Genomic DNA, 19,625 nt, shown 5'->3' on the forward strand with positions numbered 1-19,625 from the left:
TTGCGCTGCGTCAAAAAAATTGCAGACTTAGGGATTGCCGGGCAGTTGTTGGAGCCCTCGACGATGTCCCCCCAGACCATGCCTTCCGACGTCGAACAGCGGTCCAACCGCGCCGATGAGGCGCAGGCGCTCGAGGAAGACGCCCGCTTACGGAATGACATCCGGCTGCTGGGGCGCATCCTCGGCGATACCGTCCGCGACCAGGAGGGGGCCGACGTGTTCGATCTGGTCGAGCGCATCCGCCAGACCTCGATCCGCTTCCATCGCGACGAGGATCGCGTGGCGCGGCGGGAGCTCGAATCGACCCTCGACAGCATGTCGATCTCCGAGACGGTGCGCATCGTCCGCGCCTTCAGTTATTTCTCCCATCTCGCCAACATCGCCGAGGACCAGAACAACATCCGTCAGATGCGCGCCCGCAGCAATGCCAAGGGCGCGCCGCGTGCAGGGGTCCTGGCCGAAACTCTGGAACATGCAAAGGCCGCCGGCTTTTCCGCCGCTGAGCTGCGTAAGTTCTTCAAGGACGCGCTGGTGAGCCCGGTTTTGACCGCGCACCCGACCGAGGTCCGCCGCAAGAGCACCATGGATCGCGAAATGGAGATCGCAACGCTGCTCGACCGGCGCGAGCGCGTGCAGCTCACAGCCGAAGAGGCCGAGGCGAGCGACGAGCAGTTGCGCCGCGCGGTTCTGACGCTGTGGCAGACGAATCTGTTGCGCCGGACCAAGCTCACGGTGCTGGACGAGGTCTCCAATGGCCTCGCGTTCTATGACTACACCTTCCTGCACGAGGTGCCGCGGCTCATTTGCGCGCTGGAAGACCGGCTCAATGCGGACGACGAGGCCGGCGGCGAGATCGCCTCGTTCCTCAAAATGGGAAGCTGGATTGGCGGCGACCGCGATGGCAATCCCTTCGTCACCGCCGATGTGATGCGCGGCACGCTGCGCCTGCAGTCGAGCCGCATCATCCAGTTCTATCTCGAAGAGCTGCACGCGCTCGGCGCGGAACTGTCCATTGCCGCGCATCTTGCGGATGTCTCGGAGGATCTGCGTGCGCTCGCCGAACGTTCACCCGACACCTCGCCGCATCGCAGCGGCGAGCCGTACCGTCTCGCGGTGTCCGGCATCTATGCGCGCCTGACCGCAACCGCGCACAAGCTTGAGGTCGAGATCAGCCGCAAGCCGGTTGGCGAGGCCGCGCCATATCGAACCGCTCAGGAGCTAAAGGCCGATCTCGACGTGCTGCACCGCTCGCTGCTCGCCAACAATGCGCGGGTGATCGCGCGCGGGCGGTTGCGGCTGCTGCGCCGTGCCGTCGATTGTTTCGGCTTCCATCTGGCGCGGCTCGATATACGGCAGAATTCGGCGGTGCACGAGCGCACGGTTGCCGAGTTGTTGGACGCGGCGATGCCGGGCATGTCCTATCTTGCGCTAACCGAGGACGCTCGGGTAGCGCTGCTCGCGAACGAGTTGCGCAACACGCGGCCGCTGATCTCGAAATTCGTCAAATACAGCGAGGAGACGCTTGGCGAACTGGCGGTGTTCCAGGCCGCGGCCGAAGCGCACGAGAAGTTCGGACCGGATGTCATTCCCCAATGCATCATCTCCATGTGCAAGGGCATGTCCGACATGCTGGAGCTGGCGCTGCTCTTGAAAGAAGTCGGCCTGATCAATCCGTCGGGGCGCAGCGCCATCAACATCGTGCCGCTGTTCGAAACCATCGAGGATTTGCAGGCGTGCGCCGGCATCATGGACCGCATGCTGGCGCTGCACGATTACCGGCGCCTGGTGGACAGCCGCGGCGCGGTGCAGGAGGTGATGCTCGGCTATTCCGACAGCAACAAGGATGGCGGTTTTGTCACCTCAGGCTGGGAGCTTTACAAGGCCGAGATCGGATTGGTCGAAGTGTTCGAGCGTCACGGCGTCCGCCTTCGCCTCTTCCACGGCCGCGGCGGGTCAGTCGGCCGCGGCGGCGGGCCGAGCTATGACGCGATCATCGCCCAGCCGGGTGGGGCGGTGAACGGCCAGATCCGCATCACCGAGCAGGGCGAGATCATCTCGAGCAAATATTCCAACGCGGAAGTGGGGCGCAACAATCTGGAAATCCTCGCCGCGGCGACGCTTGAGGCGAGCCTGTTGCACCCTCGGCAGCATGCGCCGAAGCACGAGTATCTCACAGCCATGGAGCGGCTGTCCGAGCTCGCCTTCAAGGCCTATCGCGGCCTCGTCTACGAGACCGACGGCTTCGTCGATTATTTCTGGGCCTCCACCGTCATCAACGAGATCGCGACGCTGAACATCGGCAGCCGCCCGGCCTCGCGCAAGAAGACGCGCGCGATCGAGGATCTGCGCGCGATCCCCTGGGTGTTTTCCTGGGCGCAATGCCGCCTCATGCTGCCGGGCTGGTTCGGCTTTGGCAGCGCGGTCGAGGCCTGGATTGGGGAGCATCCGGAGCAGGGCATGCCGTTCCTGAAGGAGCTGTATCAGGAATGGCCCTTCTTCCGCATGCTGCTCTCGAACATGGACATGGTGCTTGCAAAGAGCTCGATCGCGATCGCCTCGCGCTATGCCGAGCTGGTGCCCGACGCGAACTTGCGCGAAAAGATCTTCGGCCGCATCAGGCGCGAATGGCATCTCTCGATCGAGACGCTGTTCGACATTACCGGGCATGACCGGCTGTTGCAGAGCAACCCGCTGCTGGAACGCTCGGTGCGCCACCGTTTCCCCTATCTCGACCCGCTCAACCACGTGCAGGTCGAACTGTTGAAAGCGCACCGCGCGCAAAATCCCGACGAGCAGGTGCTGCGCGGAATCCAGCTCACCATTAACGGCATCTCGGCGGGGCTGAGGAATACGGGATAGCGAAGGACGATGTCGCCCCTTGCTCATTGGTCATGCCCGAGCTTGTCCCGGGCATCCACGCCTTCCTTCTCGGCCAAGTCGTGGATGGCCGGGACAAGCCCGGCCATGCGATGAGAGTAGTGGTTGGTGCAAAATCAACAATTATGCGCGCCCTGCGTCTCCACATAGACGGCATAAAGCGATTGGCTCGCCGTCATGAACAGGCGGTTGCGCTTCTTGCCGCCGAAGCAGAGGTTAGCGCAGGTTTCAGGCAGGATGATCTGGCCGATCCGCGCGCCGTCGTCGCCGGAAAAGACCTGCACGCCGTCATAACCCGGGCCGACCCAGCCCGCGCCGACCCAGACATTGCCGTCGATATCGACCCGCAGGCCGTCGGGGAAACCCGATTTCCCGTTCAGCGTCATGTCGATGAACTGGCGCGGATTTGAGAGCTTGTCGCCGTTGAGGTCATAGGCCCAAACGATGTTCTTGGCCTGCGGGTAATGCGTGATGCCGGTATCGCAGACATAGACCTTCTTGTAATCGTGGCTGAAGGCGATGCCGTTCGGCTTGAAGGGATCGTCGGCGACCTTGCTGAGCTGGCCGGTCTTCGCATCCAGCCGATACACCGCTTCCTTCTGATAGGGCTGCAGCGATCCCGTATTCGCCCTTTGTCCCTCATAGGTGCTGAGCGCGCCGTAACCGGGGTCGGTGAACCAGATCGATCCGTCGTTGGGATGCACGACCATGTCGTTCGGCCCATTCAGCGGCTTGCCGTTGGCCTGTTCGGCGAGCGCTGTGACAGAGCCATTGTGCTCGTACCGGACCAACCGGGTACGCTCGGCCGTGATCTGCCGTCCCTCGAAATCGAAGGTGCTGCCATTGGCTTCATTGGAGGGCTTGTGGAACTGCTCGGAAATGTGGCCGTCATCGTCGAGGTAGCGAAGCTGGCGGTTGGCCGGGATGTCGCTCCAGACCAGATATTGGCCTTGTGCGTTCCAGGCCGGCCCTTCCGCCCAAAGGCAGCCCGTGTAAAGGCGTTTGATCGCGGTGTTGCCGACCTTGGCCTTGAAGCGCTTCGGATCGATGACGATGACGTCGGGATCGGGATATCGCTCCGGCTCGGCGCTCCGGCCATAGTCGCGCGCCGATGCCTCTGAGGCCATCGCAGTTGCGGCAGCCAACGTTGCCGCGCCCTTCAGCAGGGTGCGGCGATCTAGATTGCCGGTCTTGTTCTCGTCATTGTCGGGAAAGGTCAGTGGAGCTGTCATTGTTTTCCTCCAACGGTTTTTGTTGGAAGGAAAACATCCGCCCGCATTCCGGCATAAAGCGGGCGGATCAGGCCAAACAACCAGAGATAGTTTGATCCACAGTCTCTTTTCGATCGGATCCCTTAGCCCAACAATTGGGCGCGCTTTTGCGCTTCCACTTTCTCGGGACCGGTCACGGTTTCATAGCGCCCTGTACACTCGTGTAGACTGCGTACAGAGAGCTCGAGCCGCAGATGTAAAGCCTGTTTCGCTGCTGGCCGCCGAAGCACAGGTTGGCGACAGTTTCCGGAATGTGGATCTTGCCGAGCAGTTCACCCTCTGGAGTGTAGCAGCGCACGCCGTCCTCGTTCGGATCGCCCCAACCCACGGAGCACCAGATACGCCCAGCGGTGTCAGTGCGCATCCCGTCGGTAATGCTGGGTTTGGGCATTTCCGCAAAGACTTTGCCGTTCGAAACTTTTCCGGTCCCGATATCCACGTCAAAGACGCGGATATGCGACGGGTTGTCCGGTCCATCCGTGAAGCCGGTATCGATGACGTAGAGTTTCTTCTCGTCAGGCGACAAGGTGATGCCATTGGGCTCCACGAAGTCATCGACGACGACCTTGATCTCTCCGGATTTCGGATCAACGCGGTAGACGTTGTGCTTCTCCTGCTCGGGCTCCGCCTTCACGCCCTCGTAGTAGCCGCCGATGCCGTAAATTGGATCGGTAAACCAGATCGAACCATCGGAAGCGACAACCGCATCGTTCGGCGAGTTGAGCTTCTTGCCATTGTATTTGTCAGCAATGATCGTGATCGAGCCGTCGAGTTCGGTCCGGGTCACTCGCCGGCCGCTATGCTCACAAGTGATCAGACGTCCTTCCCGATCAATGGTGTTGCCGTTCGAGTTCATCGACGGTTGCCGGTATACGCTTAGGTGACCGTCATCCTCGGAAAAGCGCATGATACGGTTGTTGGGAATGTCGCTGAACAGCACATAGCGCCCCGCCGGGAAGTAGACCGGCCCTTCGGCCCAGCGCATTCCCGTCGCAACGCGCTCAACCGCCATGGTGCCGGCGAAGGCTGGAAAGCCGGCAGGTCCGAACGAAACCTTGGGATGGGCCGACTCCAGATGGGAATCCGGATAGCGGCTCCCGGGAAGCGGCCCCAAGGGTAGCGGCCCGGTTGAGCGCGTTGGAGCGCCGGTTTGGCCGAACGGCGCTACTGTCGCAGCCGAGGCCGTCTCCATGGTCACGGCCGTCGCTGCCAGCGCCCCCGCTGCGCCCGTTAGCAGGGTACGGCGGTTGAGGCTGCCGGTTTTGGTCTGAATGTCTCGAAAGGTCAGTGGGGTTGTCATGATCTCCTCCCAAATTTTTTTGTTGGAAGGAAACCATCTGCCCGCATTCCGGCATAAAGCGGGCAGGGCTTGGTGACACTATCTCACATCGTATTCTTCGCAGACCCGCTCAAATCGGATCCCAGCCAAAGACATCCGCCGAGCGGTCGAGCTTGTAGAACGAGGCTTTCAGCGCCGGCATTGCATGCTCAGCGACGCTCTGTGGCGTCCAGCCTTCGCTGCGATGCACTGAGCGCAAGGGACGCGACTGGCCCATCAGGAAGATTTCGTTCATGCGCACCGCAAAAATCTGGCCGGTCACCTCCTTGCCGGCGTCGCTGAGCAGATAGGACACAACGGGCGCGATCTTTTCGGGGCCCATCTGCTGAATCTTGGCGACGCGCGCCTTCTCGGCTTCGGTCTCGGTCGGGATGGTCCCGATCATCCGGCTCCAGGCAAAGGGGGAGACGCAGTTGGAGCGCACATTGAAGCGCTGCATATCGAGCGCGATCGATTTCGACAAACCGACGATGCCAAGCTTGGCCGCCGCGTAGTTGGCCTGGCCGAAATTGCCGACCAGACCGGATGTCGAGGTGAAGTGGACGAAGGAGCCGCTCTCCTGTTCCCGGAAGAGCCGGGCCGCCGCATGCGAGACGTAGAACGAGCCCATCAGGTGCACCTTGATCACCGCCTCGAACGCTTCCACGCTCATTTTGTGAAAGATCATGTCGCGGAGGATGCCGGCGTTGTTGACGACCCCGTCGAGTCGGCCGAAGTGATCGGTCGCGGTCTTGACGATGCGGCTTGCGGGTATCGCTTCCGCCACGCTTTCAAAGTTCGCGACCGCCGTACCACCGCGCTTTTTGATCTCCTCGACTACTTCTTCGGCTGGCGCCGCGCTTGAGCCCGAGCCATCAGAGGCAACGCCGGGGTCGTTCACCACGACCTTGGCGCCTTCCGCCGCGCATAGCAGCGCGATCTCGCGCCCGATGCCGCGACCGGCTCCGGTGACGACGATGACTTTGTCCTGGAGTGATTTTGTCATGCTGTCTCCTGTTGGTCGTCATTCCGGGGCACCTCGAAGAGGCGAACCCGGAATCTCGAGATTCCGGGTCCGCGCTCGCGCGCCCCGGAATGACGAGAGTCGCTAACGTTCGTTCGTAAAAATGATCGTGCCTGATGCCGCAAACATCCCGCCGACGCCATGGCAAACCGAGATCTTCGCCCCCGGCACCTGCGCCGGCGCGATGCCGCGCATCTGGCGCACGCTCTCCTGCAGCGCATACATGCCGTACATGCCCGAATGCATGTAGGAGAGACCGCCGCCATTGGTGTTCAGCGGCAGCTTGCCACCGGGGCGCGTGTTGCCCTCGGCGATGAATTTTCCAGTCTCTTCATACGGCATGAAGCCGAGATCGCCGAGTCCGTAAAGCGGCAGATGCGCGAAGGCATCGTAGATCATGAGATGATCGACATCCTTGTGCGTGATGCCGGCTTCCCTAAGGGCGAGCGGCCCCGCCACCTTGAAGGCACGCGAGGAATTGAACGTTTCCATCTGGCTGACCATGGGCGTCTCCACGCTCTCGCCGGTGCCGAGGATGTAAACCGGCTTACGCGGGAAATCCTTGGCGCGGTCGGCGGAGGTCAGGATCAAGGCGCCGCCGCCATCGGTGACGAGGCAGCACTGCAGCAGCCGGAACGGATAAGCGATCATCCGCGAGTTGAGCACATCGGCAACCGTGATCGGCTCCTTCATGGTCGCGCGCGGGTTTTTCGCCGCCCATTCGCGCTGCACCACTGCCACCATGGCGAGCTGCTCATGGGTGATGCCATGGGTCTTCATGAATCGCAGCACGGGAATGGGAAACATGCTGGCCGGCGTGGTGACGCCGTAAGGCAGTTCGAATTGCCCGTTCAGGCTGTCGGGTCCGACCATGCGCGGCGTGCGGCCGATGTTGGACCTGCCACTTTCGGCATGGGTGATCAGCACGGTCTTGCAAAGGCCGGCTTCGATTGCGGCCGCGGCGTGGCGGACGTGCAGCATGAAGGAGCAGCCGCCGACCGAGGTGCCGTCGACCCAGGTCGGCGTGATGCCAAGGTAATGGCAGATCTGCTGCGGTGTCTCGACCGCGGTGGCAAAGCCGTCGATATCGGAGAGCTTCAGGCCCGCATCCTTGATCGCGTTCAGCGCCGCATCGGCATGCAACTGGATTTGCGACATGTTGGGGATAACGCCGAGCTCGGTGGTCTCGGCCGCGCCGACGACGGCGACCTGGTTTCTGCGCATCGGCTTACCCCCTCGCTGGACGGAAGAGCGGAAGGGTGATCTGCTCGTCGAGCTTTTCGAATTTGACTTCGACCGGCATGTCGAGCGCAAGCGCTTCCGGCGTCTGCGGACAATCGACGATATTGGTCATCAGTCGCGGACCTTCGTCGAGCTCCACCACCGCAATGGAATAGGGCGGGGTGAAGCCGGGCGCCGGGCGGTGATGAATGATGTAGCTGTAAAGCTTGCCCTTGCCGCTCGCCTTAAACATCGAGACCTCGCGCGAGCCGCAGGCGGGACAGAACGGCCGCGGCGGAAAGTAGGTCTTCGCGCAAGCCTCGCAGCGCTGCAGACGAAGCTCGCCTGCTCGCGTGCCGTCCCAGAAATGCTGTGTCTCCGGAGTCGGTTTCGGTCGCGCCCGCGCTGCCTCAGTCATCGGCAATTCCTCCATCGAGATCGTTTGCGATCTTGATGCGCCAATTGAGGACCTGCCGTCAACGGCGATGCAGCTATGCGCTCGGTCCGCGTATTCCACCGCGCGCAAAATTTGCGCTAGAGCGGTCGCCGAGCTGGAGGAATCCCAACCTCCGCCGTCATTGCGAGCGCAAGCGAAGCACTCCAGGCCTTCTCCGCGGACGCAGTCTGGATTGCTTCGTCGCTGTCGCTCCTCGCAACGACGGTCCTAGTCGTCGCGCTTGAGAAAGCTGACGCGCTCGCGCGAGAGATGATCGGCAAAGGCCTTGCTCAATGGCGGAAGCGTGCGGTTCTTCCTTTTAATCAGCCACACCGGCCGCGAAAAATTGGGGTCGCTGATGTGTCGGGCCCGCAAGGTGGGTTCGGCCGCGATCTCGCGCGCGGAAGCCGGCAACAAGGTGATGCCGATGCCGGCGCGCACCATGCCGAGCGCCGTCATCATCTGGGTGGTTTCCGTCACGGGCGTCGGCATCAGCTTCGCCTTCCGGAAGGCGTTGTCCGTCACCGCACGCACGCTGGTGCGGCCATCCATCATCACGATGGGAAACTGCGCCAGGCGCTCGGCCGTGATGCGGGAAAATCGATCGATCGGGTGGCCCTTGGGATAGACGACCCTGATCTCGTCGCTCGCCCTGAACAGAACCTCGATATCCGGAAAATCGACATTGCCGCCAGTAAGTCCCAGATCGACTTCGTCGGAGCGGACCAGGCCAAGCACTGCACTGGCGATGACGTCCTTCACGGCGAAGGAGGCACCAGGGTTCTGCTTCCTGAAATGCCTGATCGAATCAGGCAACAGGCTCGCGGCAAAGGACGGCAGCGCGGCAATGCGCACAACGCCAAGCTGCGCGGTCGAGACGTGCTTCACGTCCAGCAGCACGGAATCGAGATCCTGCAGCGTCCGCTCGAAGGAGGGAAGCAGGTCGCGGCCGACGCGCGTCAGGTTCACCGACCTGGGATTGCGATCGAAAAGCTTGAGCTGCAGCGCTTCTTCAAGCCGCCTGATCTGCACCGTGAGCGTCGGCTGGGAGACGTGAAGGAATTCGGCGGCGCGCGTAAAACTTCCGAGCTTGGCGACGGCGACGAAGGAGCGCATTTGCCGCAGGCTGATGTCCATAGATAAATCGTATGGCTGAGATTGAATTATTTCAATCCTCGTATAGTTGATTTGTCCGCGCGGACGCGCCAAAAGGGGCCGACAACACTGGTGAGGAAACGTAATGCTCAAGAACAGTTTGGCCGCGCTGGCCGCGGCCGCGCTGCTGGCCGGACCGGCCTTTGCGGCGGACGTGCCGGCGGAGATCAAGATCGGCACCCTCTATGCCTCCTCGGGCCGCTATGCCTCGATCTCGATGCCGGTCTATAGCGCGCTGAAGCTCTGGGCCGATCAGAAGAACGCCGAGGGCGGCGTCTATGTAAAGGCGTTCGACAAGAAGCTGCCGGTCAAGCTTATCTCCTACGACGACCAGAGCAACACCGCGACCGCCTCGACCCTCTATAATCAGCTCATCACGCAGGACAAGGTGGATCTCCTGGTCGCCGATTCCGGCTCGGTGCTGACCGCGCCTGCCGTTGCGATCGCACGCGACCACAAGATGTTCCTGTTCGACCAGACCGGTACCGGCGCAAGCTTCTTTTCCAAGGACAATCCTTACATTGCACTGATGGCCGACCCGGTGTCGACCGTCTGGCCGAAGCCGGTCGCCGACTTCGTCACCCATGACGGTCCCGGCCTTGGCATCAAGAAGATCGCCATTCTTTACGCCACCAACGAGTTCACGGGCACGCAGGCCAACGCGTTCCGCAAGTTCGTGAAGGATTCCGGCGCGCCCATCGAGATCGTCTATGATCAGGGCGTGCCGACCGAGACCACGAACTACACGGTCATCATCAACAACATCAACAACGCCAATCCGGATGCGGTGATTCACTTCGGCTACGCGCCGAACGACATCGCCTTCCTGCGCAACGTCCAGGACGTCGGCATCAAGTTCAAGATGCTGTTCGCGATCTATGCCGGACTCGAGACCGAGCTCTTGGAGAAGAACATCGGGGCCAAGGGCCTTGAGCACATCTGGACCTATGTGCCGCCGTCGGAATTGGAATATCCCGTCAATTTCGGCATGCCGATGAAGGACTATAAGGCCGCCTGGGACAAGAAATATCCTGACGGCAAGATCGAGTTCGGCTTCAATGCGGTCGCGGGCTACACCACCGGGCTCGTGATCGAAAAGACGCTGTCAGTCGCGACCTCGCTCGATCAGATGGAGCTGCGGCGCGCGGTGTTCAGCCTCTCCGGCCAGCTCAAGACGCTGGACGGCACCTTCGCGCTCGACGAGACGGGCGGACAGATCGGCGAATTGACGCCGCTCGGCCAGCTCACGCTCGACGATCACGGCCATATCAAATTCGTCTCGATCTATCCGCACGAGACCGCGACCGGCAAACCGGTCTATCCGGCTCCATGAGCAGTGCGGGTCAAGAGGCAAGAGGACGTCGGGGCGATGAGCGGATTTGGACGAGGTGAGCTCTCCATCCCCGTCACCCTGAGGAGGCCGCAACGCGGCCGTCTCGAAGGGCGACGGCCCGGCTCTTGCAGCGGGGCCGTTCACCCTTCGAGGCTCGCTTCGCGAGCGCCTCTCAGCGACAAACGGCGGAGCCGTTTGCGCGGGGATGACGGAGTGATATACGCGCGCCCCGCGGACAACGGTATGGTCTAGCATGTTGACTTACGCGCTGGTCGCCGGCGTTCTGTTCGGTCTCTATTTCAGCCTGGTCGGTATCGGCCTCAATCTCGTGTTCGGCGTCATGCGCATCGTCAATCTTGCGCATGGCGACGTGCTGATGCTGGGCGCGTTCATTGCGCTCGGGGTGGTGACGCTCGCCGGCATCGATCCGCTGTTCGCGGTGCCGCTTGCGTTCATCGTCTTCCTGCTGGCCGGTCTGTTGCTCTATTGGGTGCTGGTGCCCAGGCTGCAGGGCTCGGTCAATCCGGAGATGCTCTCGATCATCCTGTTCTTCGGCCTCTCGCAGGTGATCGAAGCCATCACCACGATCTTCGCCGGCACCAGCGAACGCTCAATCCAGAGCCGGCTGCTCGGCACGGTGTTTTCGACCATCAAGGTGAAGTGGTTTGGCGGCAAGCCGGGCCCGGCCGGGCCGGTGCAGATATTCGGCCAGGGATTTCCGGCGCCCTGGGTGATCGCGGCGGTAACCAGCCTGGTCGCGATCGGCCTCGTCTATCTCTATCTCTACCGCAGCCGACTCGGCACGTTGACTCGCGCGGTGATGTCGCGGCGCGATGAGGCGCTTGCGACCGGCATCGACGTCGATCGCGTCTCGGCGGCGGCCTTCGGCATTGGACTGGGTCTTGCCGCGGTGGCCGGCGTGTTCGCGCCCTTCATGTTCGGGTCGGTGACGCCGGCCTTTGGCGCCGATGCGACCGTCACCTCCTTTGCGATCGTGGTGCTGGGCTCGCTCGGCAATCCGCTCGGCACCGCGCTCGGTGGTGTCGTCTATGGCGTCTGTTACATGCTGGTGCAGACCTATCTTTCCTCCTGGGCCGATCTCTTGCCTTACGTTCTGTTGATCCTGATCCTGCTATTGCGTCCGAGCGGGTTGCTCGGAAGGCAGGTGCGCGTTGCCTAGCGCCCTCAAGCATACGCTCTTCATTCTCGCACCGCTGGTCATCGTCTTGGCGGTGCTGCCGGGCGTGTATCAAAACCATCTCCTGCTGTTCAATTTCGTGATCTTCCTGGTCCTCGCGCAGGGCGTGAACATCATCTACGGCTTCACCGGCTATCTGCCGTTCGGCTATGTCGGCTTCTTCGGCGCGGGCGCCTATGGCTTTGCCATCATGGTGATGCATCTGCAGGCGCCGGCGCTGCTCGCAGTTCTGGCCGCGGGCGTGGTCGGCATCCTGCTCGGGCTGTTGCTGACGCCGCTGTTGCGACTGTCGGGCGCGTATTTCGCGATCGCCAACCTCGCGGCATCTCTTGCGGTGTTGCACCTCGTGGCCAATCCCGCGCTGGAGAGCATCACCAAGGGGCCGTATGGCGTGTCGCTGACCGGCACCTTCAATCCCAATTCAGCCTATATGGCCGCCGTCGTCGTGCTCGCGCTGACGGTCGCCGCTGTTGTCTATTTGAAAAACTCCAGCTTCGGGCTCGCCCTGCAGGCGGTGCGGGAAGATTCGGTGAGCGCCGCCATGGCGGGCGTCAACGTCGTGAAGATGCGCGTCCTCGCCTGGCTGGCATCGGCACTGGTCGCGGGCCTCGCCGGCGGCATCTACGCCTGGTACGTCTCGGTGTTCTATCCCGACAACGTATTCTCCGGCGAGTTCAGCATTTTTGCGATCGTGTTCGCGCTGTTCGGCGGCGTCGCCACCATCACGGGGCCGATCGTCGGCGTGATCATCCTCTATGGCATCTACAACCTGATCGGCTTCACCACGCCGCAATATTTCCAGTTGATCTATGGCCTCCTGATCATGGGCCTGGTGTTGTTCCTGCCGGCAGGCCTGGTGTCGCTGGCGACGCGGAGGGGATGGCATGTCCCCTAAGGCAAGACCTATCCTCAACGTCGCAAAGCTCGTGAAGCGCTTTGGCGGCTTCCATGCGCTCGACGGGTTGAGCTTCCACGTCGTTCCCGGCGAGATCTTGGGACTGGTCGGTCCCAACGGCTCCGGCAAGACCACCGCCATCAACGTGATCTCCGGCCTCTACGCGCCCGATGGCGGCGAGGTGACACTGGATGGCCAGCCGATCGGCGGCATCGCCTCGCACAGGCTCGTGCACCGCGGCATCAACCGCACCTTCCAGGTGCCAAAGCCGTTCATGTCGCTGACGGTGCGCGAGAATGTCCAGGTCGCGCTCAGCCACGGCCGCCCGGCGGTGGCGCCGCCGAGCGTTGCCGATCTGCTCGACGAATATCGCCTCACCGAACTCGCCGATCGTCCGGCGTCCGAGCTCAACAGCGCCCAGCAGAAGATGTTGGATCTGACCCGCGCGCTCGCCACCCGTCCGCGGCTGCTCCTGCTCGACGAACTTGCCGCCGGGCTCAATCCGGCGGAGCTCGACTGGATCGCCGGGCGCATCAAGGCGCTGGCCGCAAGCGGCATGGCGATCATCGTGGTCGAGCATTTGATGGGCTTTATCGAGCACATCACCGACCGCGTCATTGTCTTGAACGCCGGCAAGGAGATTTTTGAGGGCAAATTGGCTGCCGCCGTGCAGGAGCCGCAGGTGATCGAAGTGTTCCTGGGAGGCGAGCATGCCGCCTGAAGCCGCACCGCTGTTGAACGCTGCCGGCATCGAGGCCGGCTACGGCAGCATGCAGGTGTTGTGGGGCGTCGATCTCGACGTACGGCCCGGCGAAACCGTGCTGCTGCTGGGCGCCAACGGCGCCGGCAAGACCACCTTCCTGAAATCCTTGGTTGGCCTGGTCGAAGCGCGCCGCGGCACCATCCAGCTCGGCGGCGACGACATCACCCATATGCGCTCCAGCGACCGCATGCGGCGCGGCATGACCTACATGTCGGAGCTTGCGGTGTTTCCCGATCTCACCATCGAGGAAAATATCCGCATCGGCGCGCAGGCGCTCGGCCATGCCGATCCCGGCCGTCGCATGGAGGAGCTCTACCAGCTCTTTCCGGTCTTGCGCGACAAGCGGCGCGCGCTGGCTTCGAGTCTCTCCGGTGGCCAGCGCAAGATGCTCGGCATCGCCAAGGCACTCTCCGCCGAGCCCAAGCTCCTTGTGATGGACGAGCCCTCGGCAGGGCTCTCGCCGTTGTTCGTCAAGGAAGTCATCCGCGTCCTCAGCGGTCTGCAGGGGCGGGGACTGGCGCTCTTGATCGCCGAGCAAAATATCAGTTTCCTGGAAGTCGCGACGCGGGTGTTCGTGCTGGAAGGCGGACGCATCCGCTTCTCCGGCACGGTGGCCGAGATGAGCGGAAATGAGGCCCTGCACCGCGCCTATTTCGGGCTGAAATGATGCGGACCATCAGAATAGGTTCCGGCGCAGGCTATTCGGGCGACCGTATCGAGCCGGCGGTCGAGCTCGCCGAAAAGGGCGACATCCACTACCTCGTGTTCGAATGCCTGGGCGAGCGCACGGTGGCGCTGGCGCAGCAGGCGCGCCTGAAGAATCCGGACCTCGGCTACGATCCGCTTTTGGAAGAGCGGATGCGCGCGGTGCTGCCCCTATGCGCCGCCAAAGCCATCAAGATCGTCACCAATATGGGCGCGGCCAATCCGGAATCGGCGGCGAAGAAGACGGCGGAGATCGCGCGTTCACTCGGACTCTCGTCACTGAAGATCGCGGCCGTTGTCGGCGACGACGCGTTAGAGGCTTGCAGGCAAGGCGATCTGCCGATCCTGGAATTTGCCGGCACCATCAAGCAGCTCGGCAACCGCGTTATCTCCGCCAACGCCTATCTTGGCGCCGAGCCGATCGCGAACGCGCTCTCGGCCGGCGCCGACATCGTGATCACCGGCCGCGCCTCCGATCCCGCGCTGTTCCTGGCGCCGATGATCCATGCCTTCGGCTGGGCCATGGACGACTGGATTCTGCTGGGGAAGGGCACGGTCGCCGGACACTTGCTGGAGTGCGCTGGACAGATCACCGGCGGCTATTTTGCCGATCCGCCCTACAAGGACGTCGCGGGCCTCGCGCGGCTCGGCTTTCCCATCGGCGAGGTCGGCGAGGACGGCTCGCTTGTCGTCACCAAGGTCGCCGGCTCGGGCGGCGCCGTCACCGCACGGACCTGCAAGGAGCAATTGCTCTACGAGGTGCACGATCCCACGCGATACATCCAGCCCGACGTAGTGGCGGATTTCTCGCAAGTCGAGGTCGAGGAGATCGGACTGGATCGCGTCCGCATCACAGGCGGGCGCGGCACGGAGCGGACCGGGACGCTCAAGGTCTCGGTCGGCTATGTCGACAGTTTCATCGGCGAGGGACAGATCTCCTATGCCGGTCCCGGAGCATTGGCGCGCGGGCGGCTGGCGCTCGACATCGTCCGCGAGCGGCTGAAGCTGACCGGTGTTGCCGCGAGCGAATTGCGCTTCGACCTGATCGGAGTGGACTCGCTGCACGGGCCGCAAGTCTCGGCGCATGCCAACGAGCCCTATGAGGTCCGTATCCGCGTCACCGGCCGCACCGAAAGTCTGCGCGAAGCGGTCAGGATCGGCAACGAGGTCGAGACGCTCTATACCAACGGCCCCGCCGGCGGCGGTGGCGCCTGGAAATCCGCCCGCGAGGTGGTGGCGGTCGCCTCCGTCCTGCTGCCGCGCGGACTGGCAAAACCGCAAGTGCGCTTTGTCCAGGTGTAACGCGATGAAGTTGCGCGAAATCGCTCATTCCCGCACCGGCGACAAGGGCAATACCTCAAACATTTCCGTGATCGCCTATGATCCGAGGGATTATCCGCTGCTGCTTGAGCAGGTCACTGCGGCCCGAGTGAAGGCCCATTTCGCTGGCGTTGTCGAAGGCGATGTGGTGCGCTATGAGCTGCCCAGGATAGGTGCCCTGAACTTCGTGATGAGCCGGGCGCTCGGCGGCGGAGTGACGCGATCGCTGGCGCTGGACGCGCACGGCAAGTCGCTGTCATCAGCGCTGCTCGATCTGGAGATCGAGGCGCCTGTCGATAAGACCTAACCGAACTGTCAGGCGAGATGATCATGACCAAGCTTCCGACCCTCAACTCACTCGCCGATGATCTCGAAGCCGGCCGCACCAGCGCCCGCAAGCTCACCGAGGAATGCCTCGCCAGGATCGCCGACCCCGCCGGCGAGGGGCAGCGCACCTTCATCCATGTCGACAAGGAAGCGGCGCTGAATGCGGCTGAGGCGATGGATCGCCTGCGCAAAGCCAAGGCGGCGCCGTCGCGCTTTGCCGGCATTCCGATTTCCATCAAGGACCTGTTCGACATCAAGGGGCAGGTGACCCGCGCGGGTTCGCGCGCGCTGGAGGATTCCGCCCCGGCCGAAGCCGATGCGCCGGTGGTCGCGCGGCTGCGCCGCGCCGGATTCATCGTGATCGGCCGCACCAACATGACCGAGTTCGCCTTTTCCGGCATCGGCATCAATCCGCATTACGGCACGCCCAAGGGCGCCTGGCGGCGGAGCGAAGGCCATATCCCCGGCGGCTCGTCCTCGGGTGCCGCGGTCTCCGTGCTCGACGGCATGGCCCATGGCGCGCTCGGCACCGACACCGGCGGCTCCTGCCGGATTCCGGCCGCCTATAACGGCATTGTCGGCTACAAGCCGACGCAGCGGCGCATTCCGCTCGACGGCGGCGTGCCGCTGTCGTTTTCATTGGACAGCTATGGGCCGCTGGCGCGCAGTGTCGGCTGTTGCGCGATCCTCGATGCGGTGCTGGCGGACGAGCCGGTCACGCCGCTGCGTCAGCGCCCGATCAAGGGCGTGCGATTGGCAGTGCCGACCACCATCGTGCTGGACGAGCTTGATGAACCGGTGGCGCAGACCTTTGATCGTGTCCTGAGCACATTGTCGCGGCTGGGCGCCGAGATCGAACATATCGAAGTGCCGGAATTCCTCGATGCCGGCCCGATCAACAGCAAGGGCGGTTTCGCCGCCGCCGAAAGCTATGCCTGGCATCGCTATCTGCTCACCAGCAAGGGCGACGTCTACGATCCTCGTGTCTCCGTGCGCATCCTGCGTGGCGAGGCCATCAGCGCGGCGGACTATATCGATATGCTCAACGCGCGTCGTTCGCTGATTTCGCGCATCAATGCGCGGCTTGCGTCCTATGACGCGCTGGTGCTGCCGACCACGGCCAATACCCCGCCGCGCATCGCCGATCTCGCCGCCGACGATAAGGCGTTCACAAGGGCGAACCTGCGTTCCCTTCGCAACTGCTCGCTGATCAACCTGATCGACGGCTGCGCGATCTCGCTTCCTGCCCACAAGGAAGGCGAGGTGCCGGTGGGCTTCATGCTGGCAGCGCCCGGCGGCGCGGACCGCCGCATCTTCGAGCTTGCGGCAGCATTTGAGGGGGTGATCCGTGTTTGATCTCACCTTCACCGTCGATGCCAAGAGCACCACGACGCCGCTGACGCTCGCAATCGATCAGCTTGTGATCGCCGGCTGGACGGGGCGCGATCCGGTGGCGCGCGACAAGCACATTGCCGAGCTCGAGGCGCTCGGCATCGCGCGTCCCGCAACGACGCCGATTTACTACCGCGCCTCGGCGCGGCGGTTGACGCAGGAAGACAGCATCGAGGTCTGCGGCAACGAGTCCAGCGGCGAGGTCGAGTTCGTGCTGATCGGCTGGCAGGGGCGCATCTTCGTCGGCCTCGGCTCCGACCACACCGACCGCAAGGTCGAGACCTATAACGTCACCGTCTCCAAGCAGATGTGCGACAAGCCGATCGCGCCGGTGTTGTGGGAGCTGGAAGACGTCGCCGCGCACTGGGACCGGTTGATTCTGCGCTCCTATGCCTGCACCGCAGGAAAGCGCGAGCTCTATCAGGAAGGCACGCTCGATGCGATGCTGCCGGTCGACGAGCTGGTCAAGCGCGGCTTTGAAGGCGGCAAACTGCCCGACGGTTGCGCCATGTTCGGCGGCACCTTTGCCGCCAAGGGCGGCATCCGCCCGGCGGAACGGTTCGAGTTCGAGCTGGAAGACCCGGTGCTGAAGCGCAGCATCCGGCACGCGTATGACATCGTGACGCTGCCGGTGCGGGGCTAGCTCCATCCCGATCGCCATTCCGGGATGATCCGAAGGACCAGACCTCCGATGCGCAATTGCGCATCGGAGAATCTCGAGATTCTCAGATGTGCAATTGCACATCAGTGTTCGATGCTGAGTTTATCATCGGGCCGGCCACAGGCCGGACCCGGCGGCATCGCCCCGGAATGACCGGAGTTCGCAACCGGTTCCGTCAGAAATCGGGTGGTGGCACCCCGCGCGATCTGCGAGACTGCTGGCATGATCGCACATGCAAAGAAAATCGTTCGTACGGTTCCATCGTCCGACGTCGCCGCCCGCGTCGAGGCCATCGATTGGGCGCGCGTGGAAAGCGAGCTCGATGCGCAGGGCTGCGCGGTGTTGAAGCAGCTTCTCACACCCGAGGAATGCCGGCGTCTCGCCGCGCTCTATCCTGACGATTCGCATTTCCGCAGCCGCATCGTGATGGCGCGGCACGGCTTTGGGCGTGGCGAGTACAAATATTTTTCCTACCCGTTGCCCGACGTCATCGCGCAACTGCGTCCCCAGCTTTATGCGCGGCTTTGCGGCATCGCCAATCGCTGGAACGAGGCGATGGGGATCGATATCCGCTATCCCGAGCGGCATGAGGCTTTCCTCAAGCGCTGTCACGACGCGGGGCAAACGCGCGCAACACCGCTGCTGCTGCAATATGAGGCCGGCGATTACAACTGCCTGCACCAGGATCTCTATGGCGAGCACGTCTTCCCGCTGCAGGTCGCGATCCTGCTCTCGGAGCCGGGCCGGGATTTCGAAGGGGGCGAGTTCGTGCTGACGGAGCAGCGGCCGCGCATGCAGTCGCGCGCCGAGGTGGTCGCTCTATGCCAAGGCGATGCGGTCGCCTTTGCCGTGCATCACCGCCCGGTGCAGGGGACGCGCGGGCCTTATCGCGTGAACATGCGCCATGGCGTGAGCCGTCTCCGTGTAGGCCACCGCCATACCGTAGGCGTGATCTTTCACGACGCCAAATGACTGCGGATTTGTTTGAAGGCGTCCTCGACGTTGGCCCTGCGCGGCAAAAGATCGCGGACGGCGCAACGCTGCTGCGCGGCTTTGCCAAGGCGTTCGAACATGATCTGATGCCCGCGTTGCACGCGATCATCGCGCAAGCCCCGTTTCGTCACATGCACACGCCGGGCGGTCACCAGATGTCCGTGGCGATGACCAATTGCGGCTCCCTCGGCTGGGTCACCGATCGCAGCGGTTATCGCTACGACGCCATCGACCCGGAGATCGGAAAGCCCTGGCCCGCCATGCCGGCGGTTTTCCTCCTGCTGGCCCGAGAGGCCGCCGCTCGCGCGGGCTTCGCCGGCTTTGCGCCGGATGCCTGCCTGATCAACCGTTACGAGCCCGGCGCGCGCATGTCCCTGCACCAGGATCGCGACGAGCGCGATTTCGATCAGCCGATCGTTTCGGTCTCGCTCGGCCTTTCCGCCGTGTTTCTGTTCGGTGGCCCGAAACGCGCCGACAAGCCGCAGCGTTACCGGTTGCAACATGGCGACGTGGTCGTTTGGGGCGGCCCGTCGCGGTTGTTCTTTCACGGCGTCGCGCCGCTTGCCGATGGCGAACACGCATTGCTTGGCCGGCAGCGCATCAACCTGACGTTTCGGCGGGCGCGCTAGCTTCGTCCTGCGACCGAAGAGGAGCGATCCAGAGGTGCCGGGAAGAAGGCAGATCTGAATTGCCTCGCTCCGTCGTTCCGGGGCGACGCGATAGCATCGAACTCTGA

Annotated in this window: 18 protein-coding genes; 12 read left to right on the forward strand and 6 right to left on the reverse strand. The window is 63.2% G+C overall.

Annotated elements, in window-relative coordinates; translation table 11 throughout:
- Positions 1-63 precede the first annotated feature (63 nt).
- Positions 64-2,859 carry a phosphoenolpyruvate carboxylase gene (gene ppc, locus F758_RS0115590; RefSeq protein WP_024508723.1) on the forward strand — a complete coding sequence of 932 codons (2,796 nt, stop codon included), beginning with the start codon at positions 64-66 and terminating at the stop codon, positions 2,857-2,859.
- Positions 2,860-2,993: 134 nt separating this feature from the next.
- Here ppc and F758_RS0115600 read toward each other — a convergent pair whose 3' ends face one another.
- The 6 genes from F758_RS0115600 to F758_RS0115625 form a co-directional block, all read right to left on the reverse strand.
- On the reverse strand, positions 2,994-4,109 hold the full coding sequence (locus F758_RS0115600; RefSeq protein WP_024508724.1) for an SMP-30/gluconolactonase/LRE family protein: 1,116 nt from the start codon (positions 4,107-4,109) through the stop codon (positions 2,994-2,996).
- A 172-nt stretch (positions 4,110-4,281) separates the two neighbouring features.
- Positions 4,282-5,448 carry an SMP-30/gluconolactonase/LRE family protein gene (locus F758_RS0115605; protein WP_024508725.1) on the reverse strand — a complete coding sequence of 389 codons (1,167 nt, stop codon included), beginning with the start codon at positions 5,446-5,448 and terminating at the stop codon, positions 4,282-4,284.
- Between the two features lie 109 nt (positions 5,449-5,557).
- A complete protein-coding gene (locus tag F758_RS0115610) occupies positions 5,558-6,472 on the reverse strand; it encodes an SDR family NAD(P)-dependent oxidoreductase (protein ID WP_024508726.1) in 915 nt (304 codons plus the stop codon).
- A 102-nt stretch (positions 6,473-6,574) separates the two neighbouring features.
- The gene (locus F758_RS0115615) at positions 6,575-7,714 is read right to left on the reverse strand and encodes a thiolase C-terminal domain-containing protein (RefSeq protein WP_024508727.1); all 1,140 of its coding nucleotides are present in this window, start codon (positions 7,712-7,714) and stop codon (positions 6,575-6,577) included.
- Positions 7,715-7,718: 4 nt separating this feature from the next.
- The gene (locus F758_RS0115620; RefSeq protein ID WP_024508728.1) at positions 7,719-8,129 is read right to left on the reverse strand and encodes a Zn-ribbon domain-containing OB-fold protein; all 411 of its coding nucleotides are present in this window, start codon (positions 8,127-8,129) and stop codon (positions 7,719-7,721) included.
- Positions 8,130-8,375: 246 nt separating this feature from the next.
- Positions 8,376-9,284: a LysR family transcriptional regulator gene (locus F758_RS0115625; protein WP_024508729.1), complete on the reverse strand. Its 909-nt coding sequence runs from the start codon at positions 9,282-9,284 to the stop codon at positions 8,376-8,378.
- 103 nt (positions 9,285-9,387) lie between these two features.
- Here F758_RS0115625 and F758_RS0115630 point away from each other — a divergent pair, with 103 nt between their 5' ends.
- The 11 genes from F758_RS0115630 (at position 9,388) to alkB (ending at position 19,518) form a co-directional block, all read left to right on the forward strand.
- Entirely contained in the window at positions 9,388-10,635 is a 1,248-nt protein-coding gene (locus F758_RS0115630) for an ABC transporter substrate-binding protein (protein ID WP_024508730.1), read from the forward strand.
- A gap of 253 nt (positions 10,636-10,888) precedes the next feature.
- Positions 10,889-11,815 carry a branched-chain amino acid ABC transporter permease gene (locus F758_RS0115635; RefSeq protein ID WP_024508731.1) on the forward strand — a complete coding sequence of 309 codons (927 nt, stop codon included), beginning with the start codon at positions 10,889-10,891 and terminating at the stop codon, positions 11,813-11,815.
- Positions 11,808-12,728 carry a branched-chain amino acid ABC transporter permease gene (locus F758_RS0115640; protein ID WP_024508732.1) on the forward strand — a complete coding sequence of 307 codons (921 nt, stop codon included), beginning with the start codon at positions 11,808-11,810 and terminating at the stop codon, positions 12,726-12,728. The genes F758_RS0115635 and F758_RS0115640 overlap by 8 nt, the downstream gene beginning before the upstream one ends.
- Complete coding sequence (locus F758_RS0115645) at positions 12,718-13,449, forward strand: ABC transporter ATP-binding protein (RefSeq protein WP_024508733.1); 732 nt, start codon at positions 12,718-12,720, stop codon at positions 13,447-13,449. The genes F758_RS0115640 and F758_RS0115645 overlap by 11 nt, the downstream gene beginning before the upstream one ends.
- Entirely contained in the window at positions 13,439-14,158 is a 720-nt protein-coding gene (locus tag F758_RS0115650; RefSeq protein WP_024508734.1) for an ABC transporter ATP-binding protein, read from the forward strand. The genes F758_RS0115645 and F758_RS0115650 overlap by 11 nt, the downstream gene beginning before the upstream one ends.
- Positions 14,158-15,498, forward strand: coding sequence for an acyclic terpene utilization AtuA family protein (locus tag F758_RS0115655; protein ID WP_024508735.1), 1,341 nt, complete (start codon positions 14,158-14,160; stop codon positions 15,496-15,498). Before F758_RS0115650 ends, F758_RS0115655 begins: the two co-directional genes overlap by 1 nt.
- Before the next feature lie 4 nt (positions 15,499-15,502).
- On the forward strand, positions 15,503-15,823 hold the full coding sequence (locus F758_RS0115660) for an AtuA-related protein (protein ID WP_024508736.1): 321 nt from the start codon (positions 15,503-15,505) through the stop codon (positions 15,821-15,823).
- A 23-nt stretch (positions 15,824-15,846) separates the two neighbouring features.
- Positions 15,847-17,199: an amidase gene (locus tag F758_RS0115665; RefSeq protein WP_024508737.1), complete on the forward strand. Its 1,353-nt coding sequence runs from the start codon at positions 15,847-15,849 to the stop codon at positions 17,197-17,199.
- On the forward strand, positions 17,192-17,878 hold the full coding sequence (locus F758_RS0115670) for a DUF2848 domain-containing protein (protein ID WP_024508738.1): 687 nt from the start codon (positions 17,192-17,194) through the stop codon (positions 17,876-17,878). The genes F758_RS0115665 and F758_RS0115670 overlap by 8 nt, the downstream gene beginning before the upstream one ends.
- Positions 17,879-18,118: 240 nt before the next feature.
- Positions 18,119-18,868 carry a 2OG-Fe(II) oxygenase gene (locus tag F758_RS0115675; RefSeq protein ID WP_024508739.1) on the forward strand — a complete coding sequence of 250 codons (750 nt, stop codon included), beginning with the start codon at positions 18,119-18,121 and terminating at the stop codon, positions 18,866-18,868.
- Entirely contained in the window at positions 18,865-19,518 is a 654-nt protein-coding gene (gene alkB / locus F758_RS0115680) for a DNA oxidative demethylase AlkB (protein WP_024508740.1), read from the forward strand. Before F758_RS0115675 ends, alkB begins: the two co-directional genes overlap by 4 nt.
- Positions 19,519-19,625: the final 107 nt, after the last annotated feature.

Source organism: Bradyrhizobium sp. ARR65 (assembly GCF_000472385.1).
GTDB lineage: Bacteria > Pseudomonadota > Alphaproteobacteria > Rhizobiales > Xanthobacteraceae > Bradyrhizobium.

What these genes read in the sequence shown, in the direction of transcription:
- ppc (WP_024508723.1), top strand. Translation starts at nt 64, where the DNA reads ATGTCCCCCCAGACCATGCCTTCCGACGTCGAACAGCGGTCCAACCGC.
- F758_RS0115600 (WP_024508724.1), bottom strand. Translation starts at nt 4,109, where the DNA reads ATGACAGCTCCACTGACCTTTCCCGACAATGACGAGAACAAGACCGGC.
- F758_RS0115605 (WP_024508725.1), bottom strand. Translation starts at nt 5,448, where the DNA reads ATGACAACCCCACTGACCTTTCGAGACATTCAGACCAAAACCGGCAGC.
- F758_RS0115610 (WP_024508726.1), bottom strand. Translation starts at nt 6,472, where the DNA reads ATGACAAAATCACTCCAGGACAAAGTCATCGTCGTCACCGGAGCCGGT.
- F758_RS0115615 (WP_024508727.1), bottom strand. Translation starts at nt 7,714, where the DNA reads ATGCGCAGAAACCAGGTCGCCGTCGTCGGCGCGGCCGAGACCACCGAG.
- F758_RS0115620 (WP_024508728.1), bottom strand. Translation starts at nt 8,129, where the DNA reads ATGACTGAGGCAGCGCGGGCGCGACCGAAACCGACTCCGGAGACACAG.
- F758_RS0115625 (WP_024508729.1), bottom strand. Translation starts at nt 9,284, where the DNA reads ATGGACATCAGCCTGCGGCAAATGCGCTCCTTCGTCGCCGTCGCCAAG.
- F758_RS0115630 (WP_024508730.1), top strand. Translation starts at nt 9,388, where the DNA reads ATGCTCAAGAACAGTTTGGCCGCGCTGGCCGCGGCCGCGCTGCTGGCC.
- F758_RS0115635 (WP_024508731.1), top strand. Translation starts at nt 10,889, where the DNA reads ATGTTGACTTACGCGCTGGTCGCCGGCGTTCTGTTCGGTCTCTATTTC.
- F758_RS0115645 (WP_024508733.1), top strand. Translation starts at nt 12,718, where the DNA reads ATGTCCCCTAAGGCAAGACCTATCCTCAACGTCGCAAAGCTCGTGAAG.
- F758_RS0115650 (WP_024508734.1), top strand. Translation starts at nt 13,439, where the DNA reads ATGCCGCCTGAAGCCGCACCGCTGTTGAACGCTGCCGGCATCGAGGCC.
- F758_RS0115655 (WP_024508735.1), top strand. Translation starts at nt 14,158, where the DNA reads ATGCGGACCATCAGAATAGGTTCCGGCGCAGGCTATTCGGGCGACCGT.
- F758_RS0115660 (WP_024508736.1), top strand. Translation starts at nt 15,503, where the DNA reads ATGAAGTTGCGCGAAATCGCTCATTCCCGCACCGGCGACAAGGGCAAT.
- F758_RS0115665 (WP_024508737.1), top strand. Translation starts at nt 15,847, where the DNA reads ATGACCAAGCTTCCGACCCTCAACTCACTCGCCGATGATCTCGAAGCC.
- F758_RS0115675 (WP_024508739.1), top strand. Translation starts at nt 18,119, where the DNA reads ATGATCGCACATGCAAAGAAAATCGTTCGTACGGTTCCATCGTCCGAC.
- alkB (WP_024508740.1), top strand. Translation starts at nt 18,865, where the DNA reads ATGACTGCGGATTTGTTTGAAGGCGTCCTCGACGTTGGCCCTGCGCGG.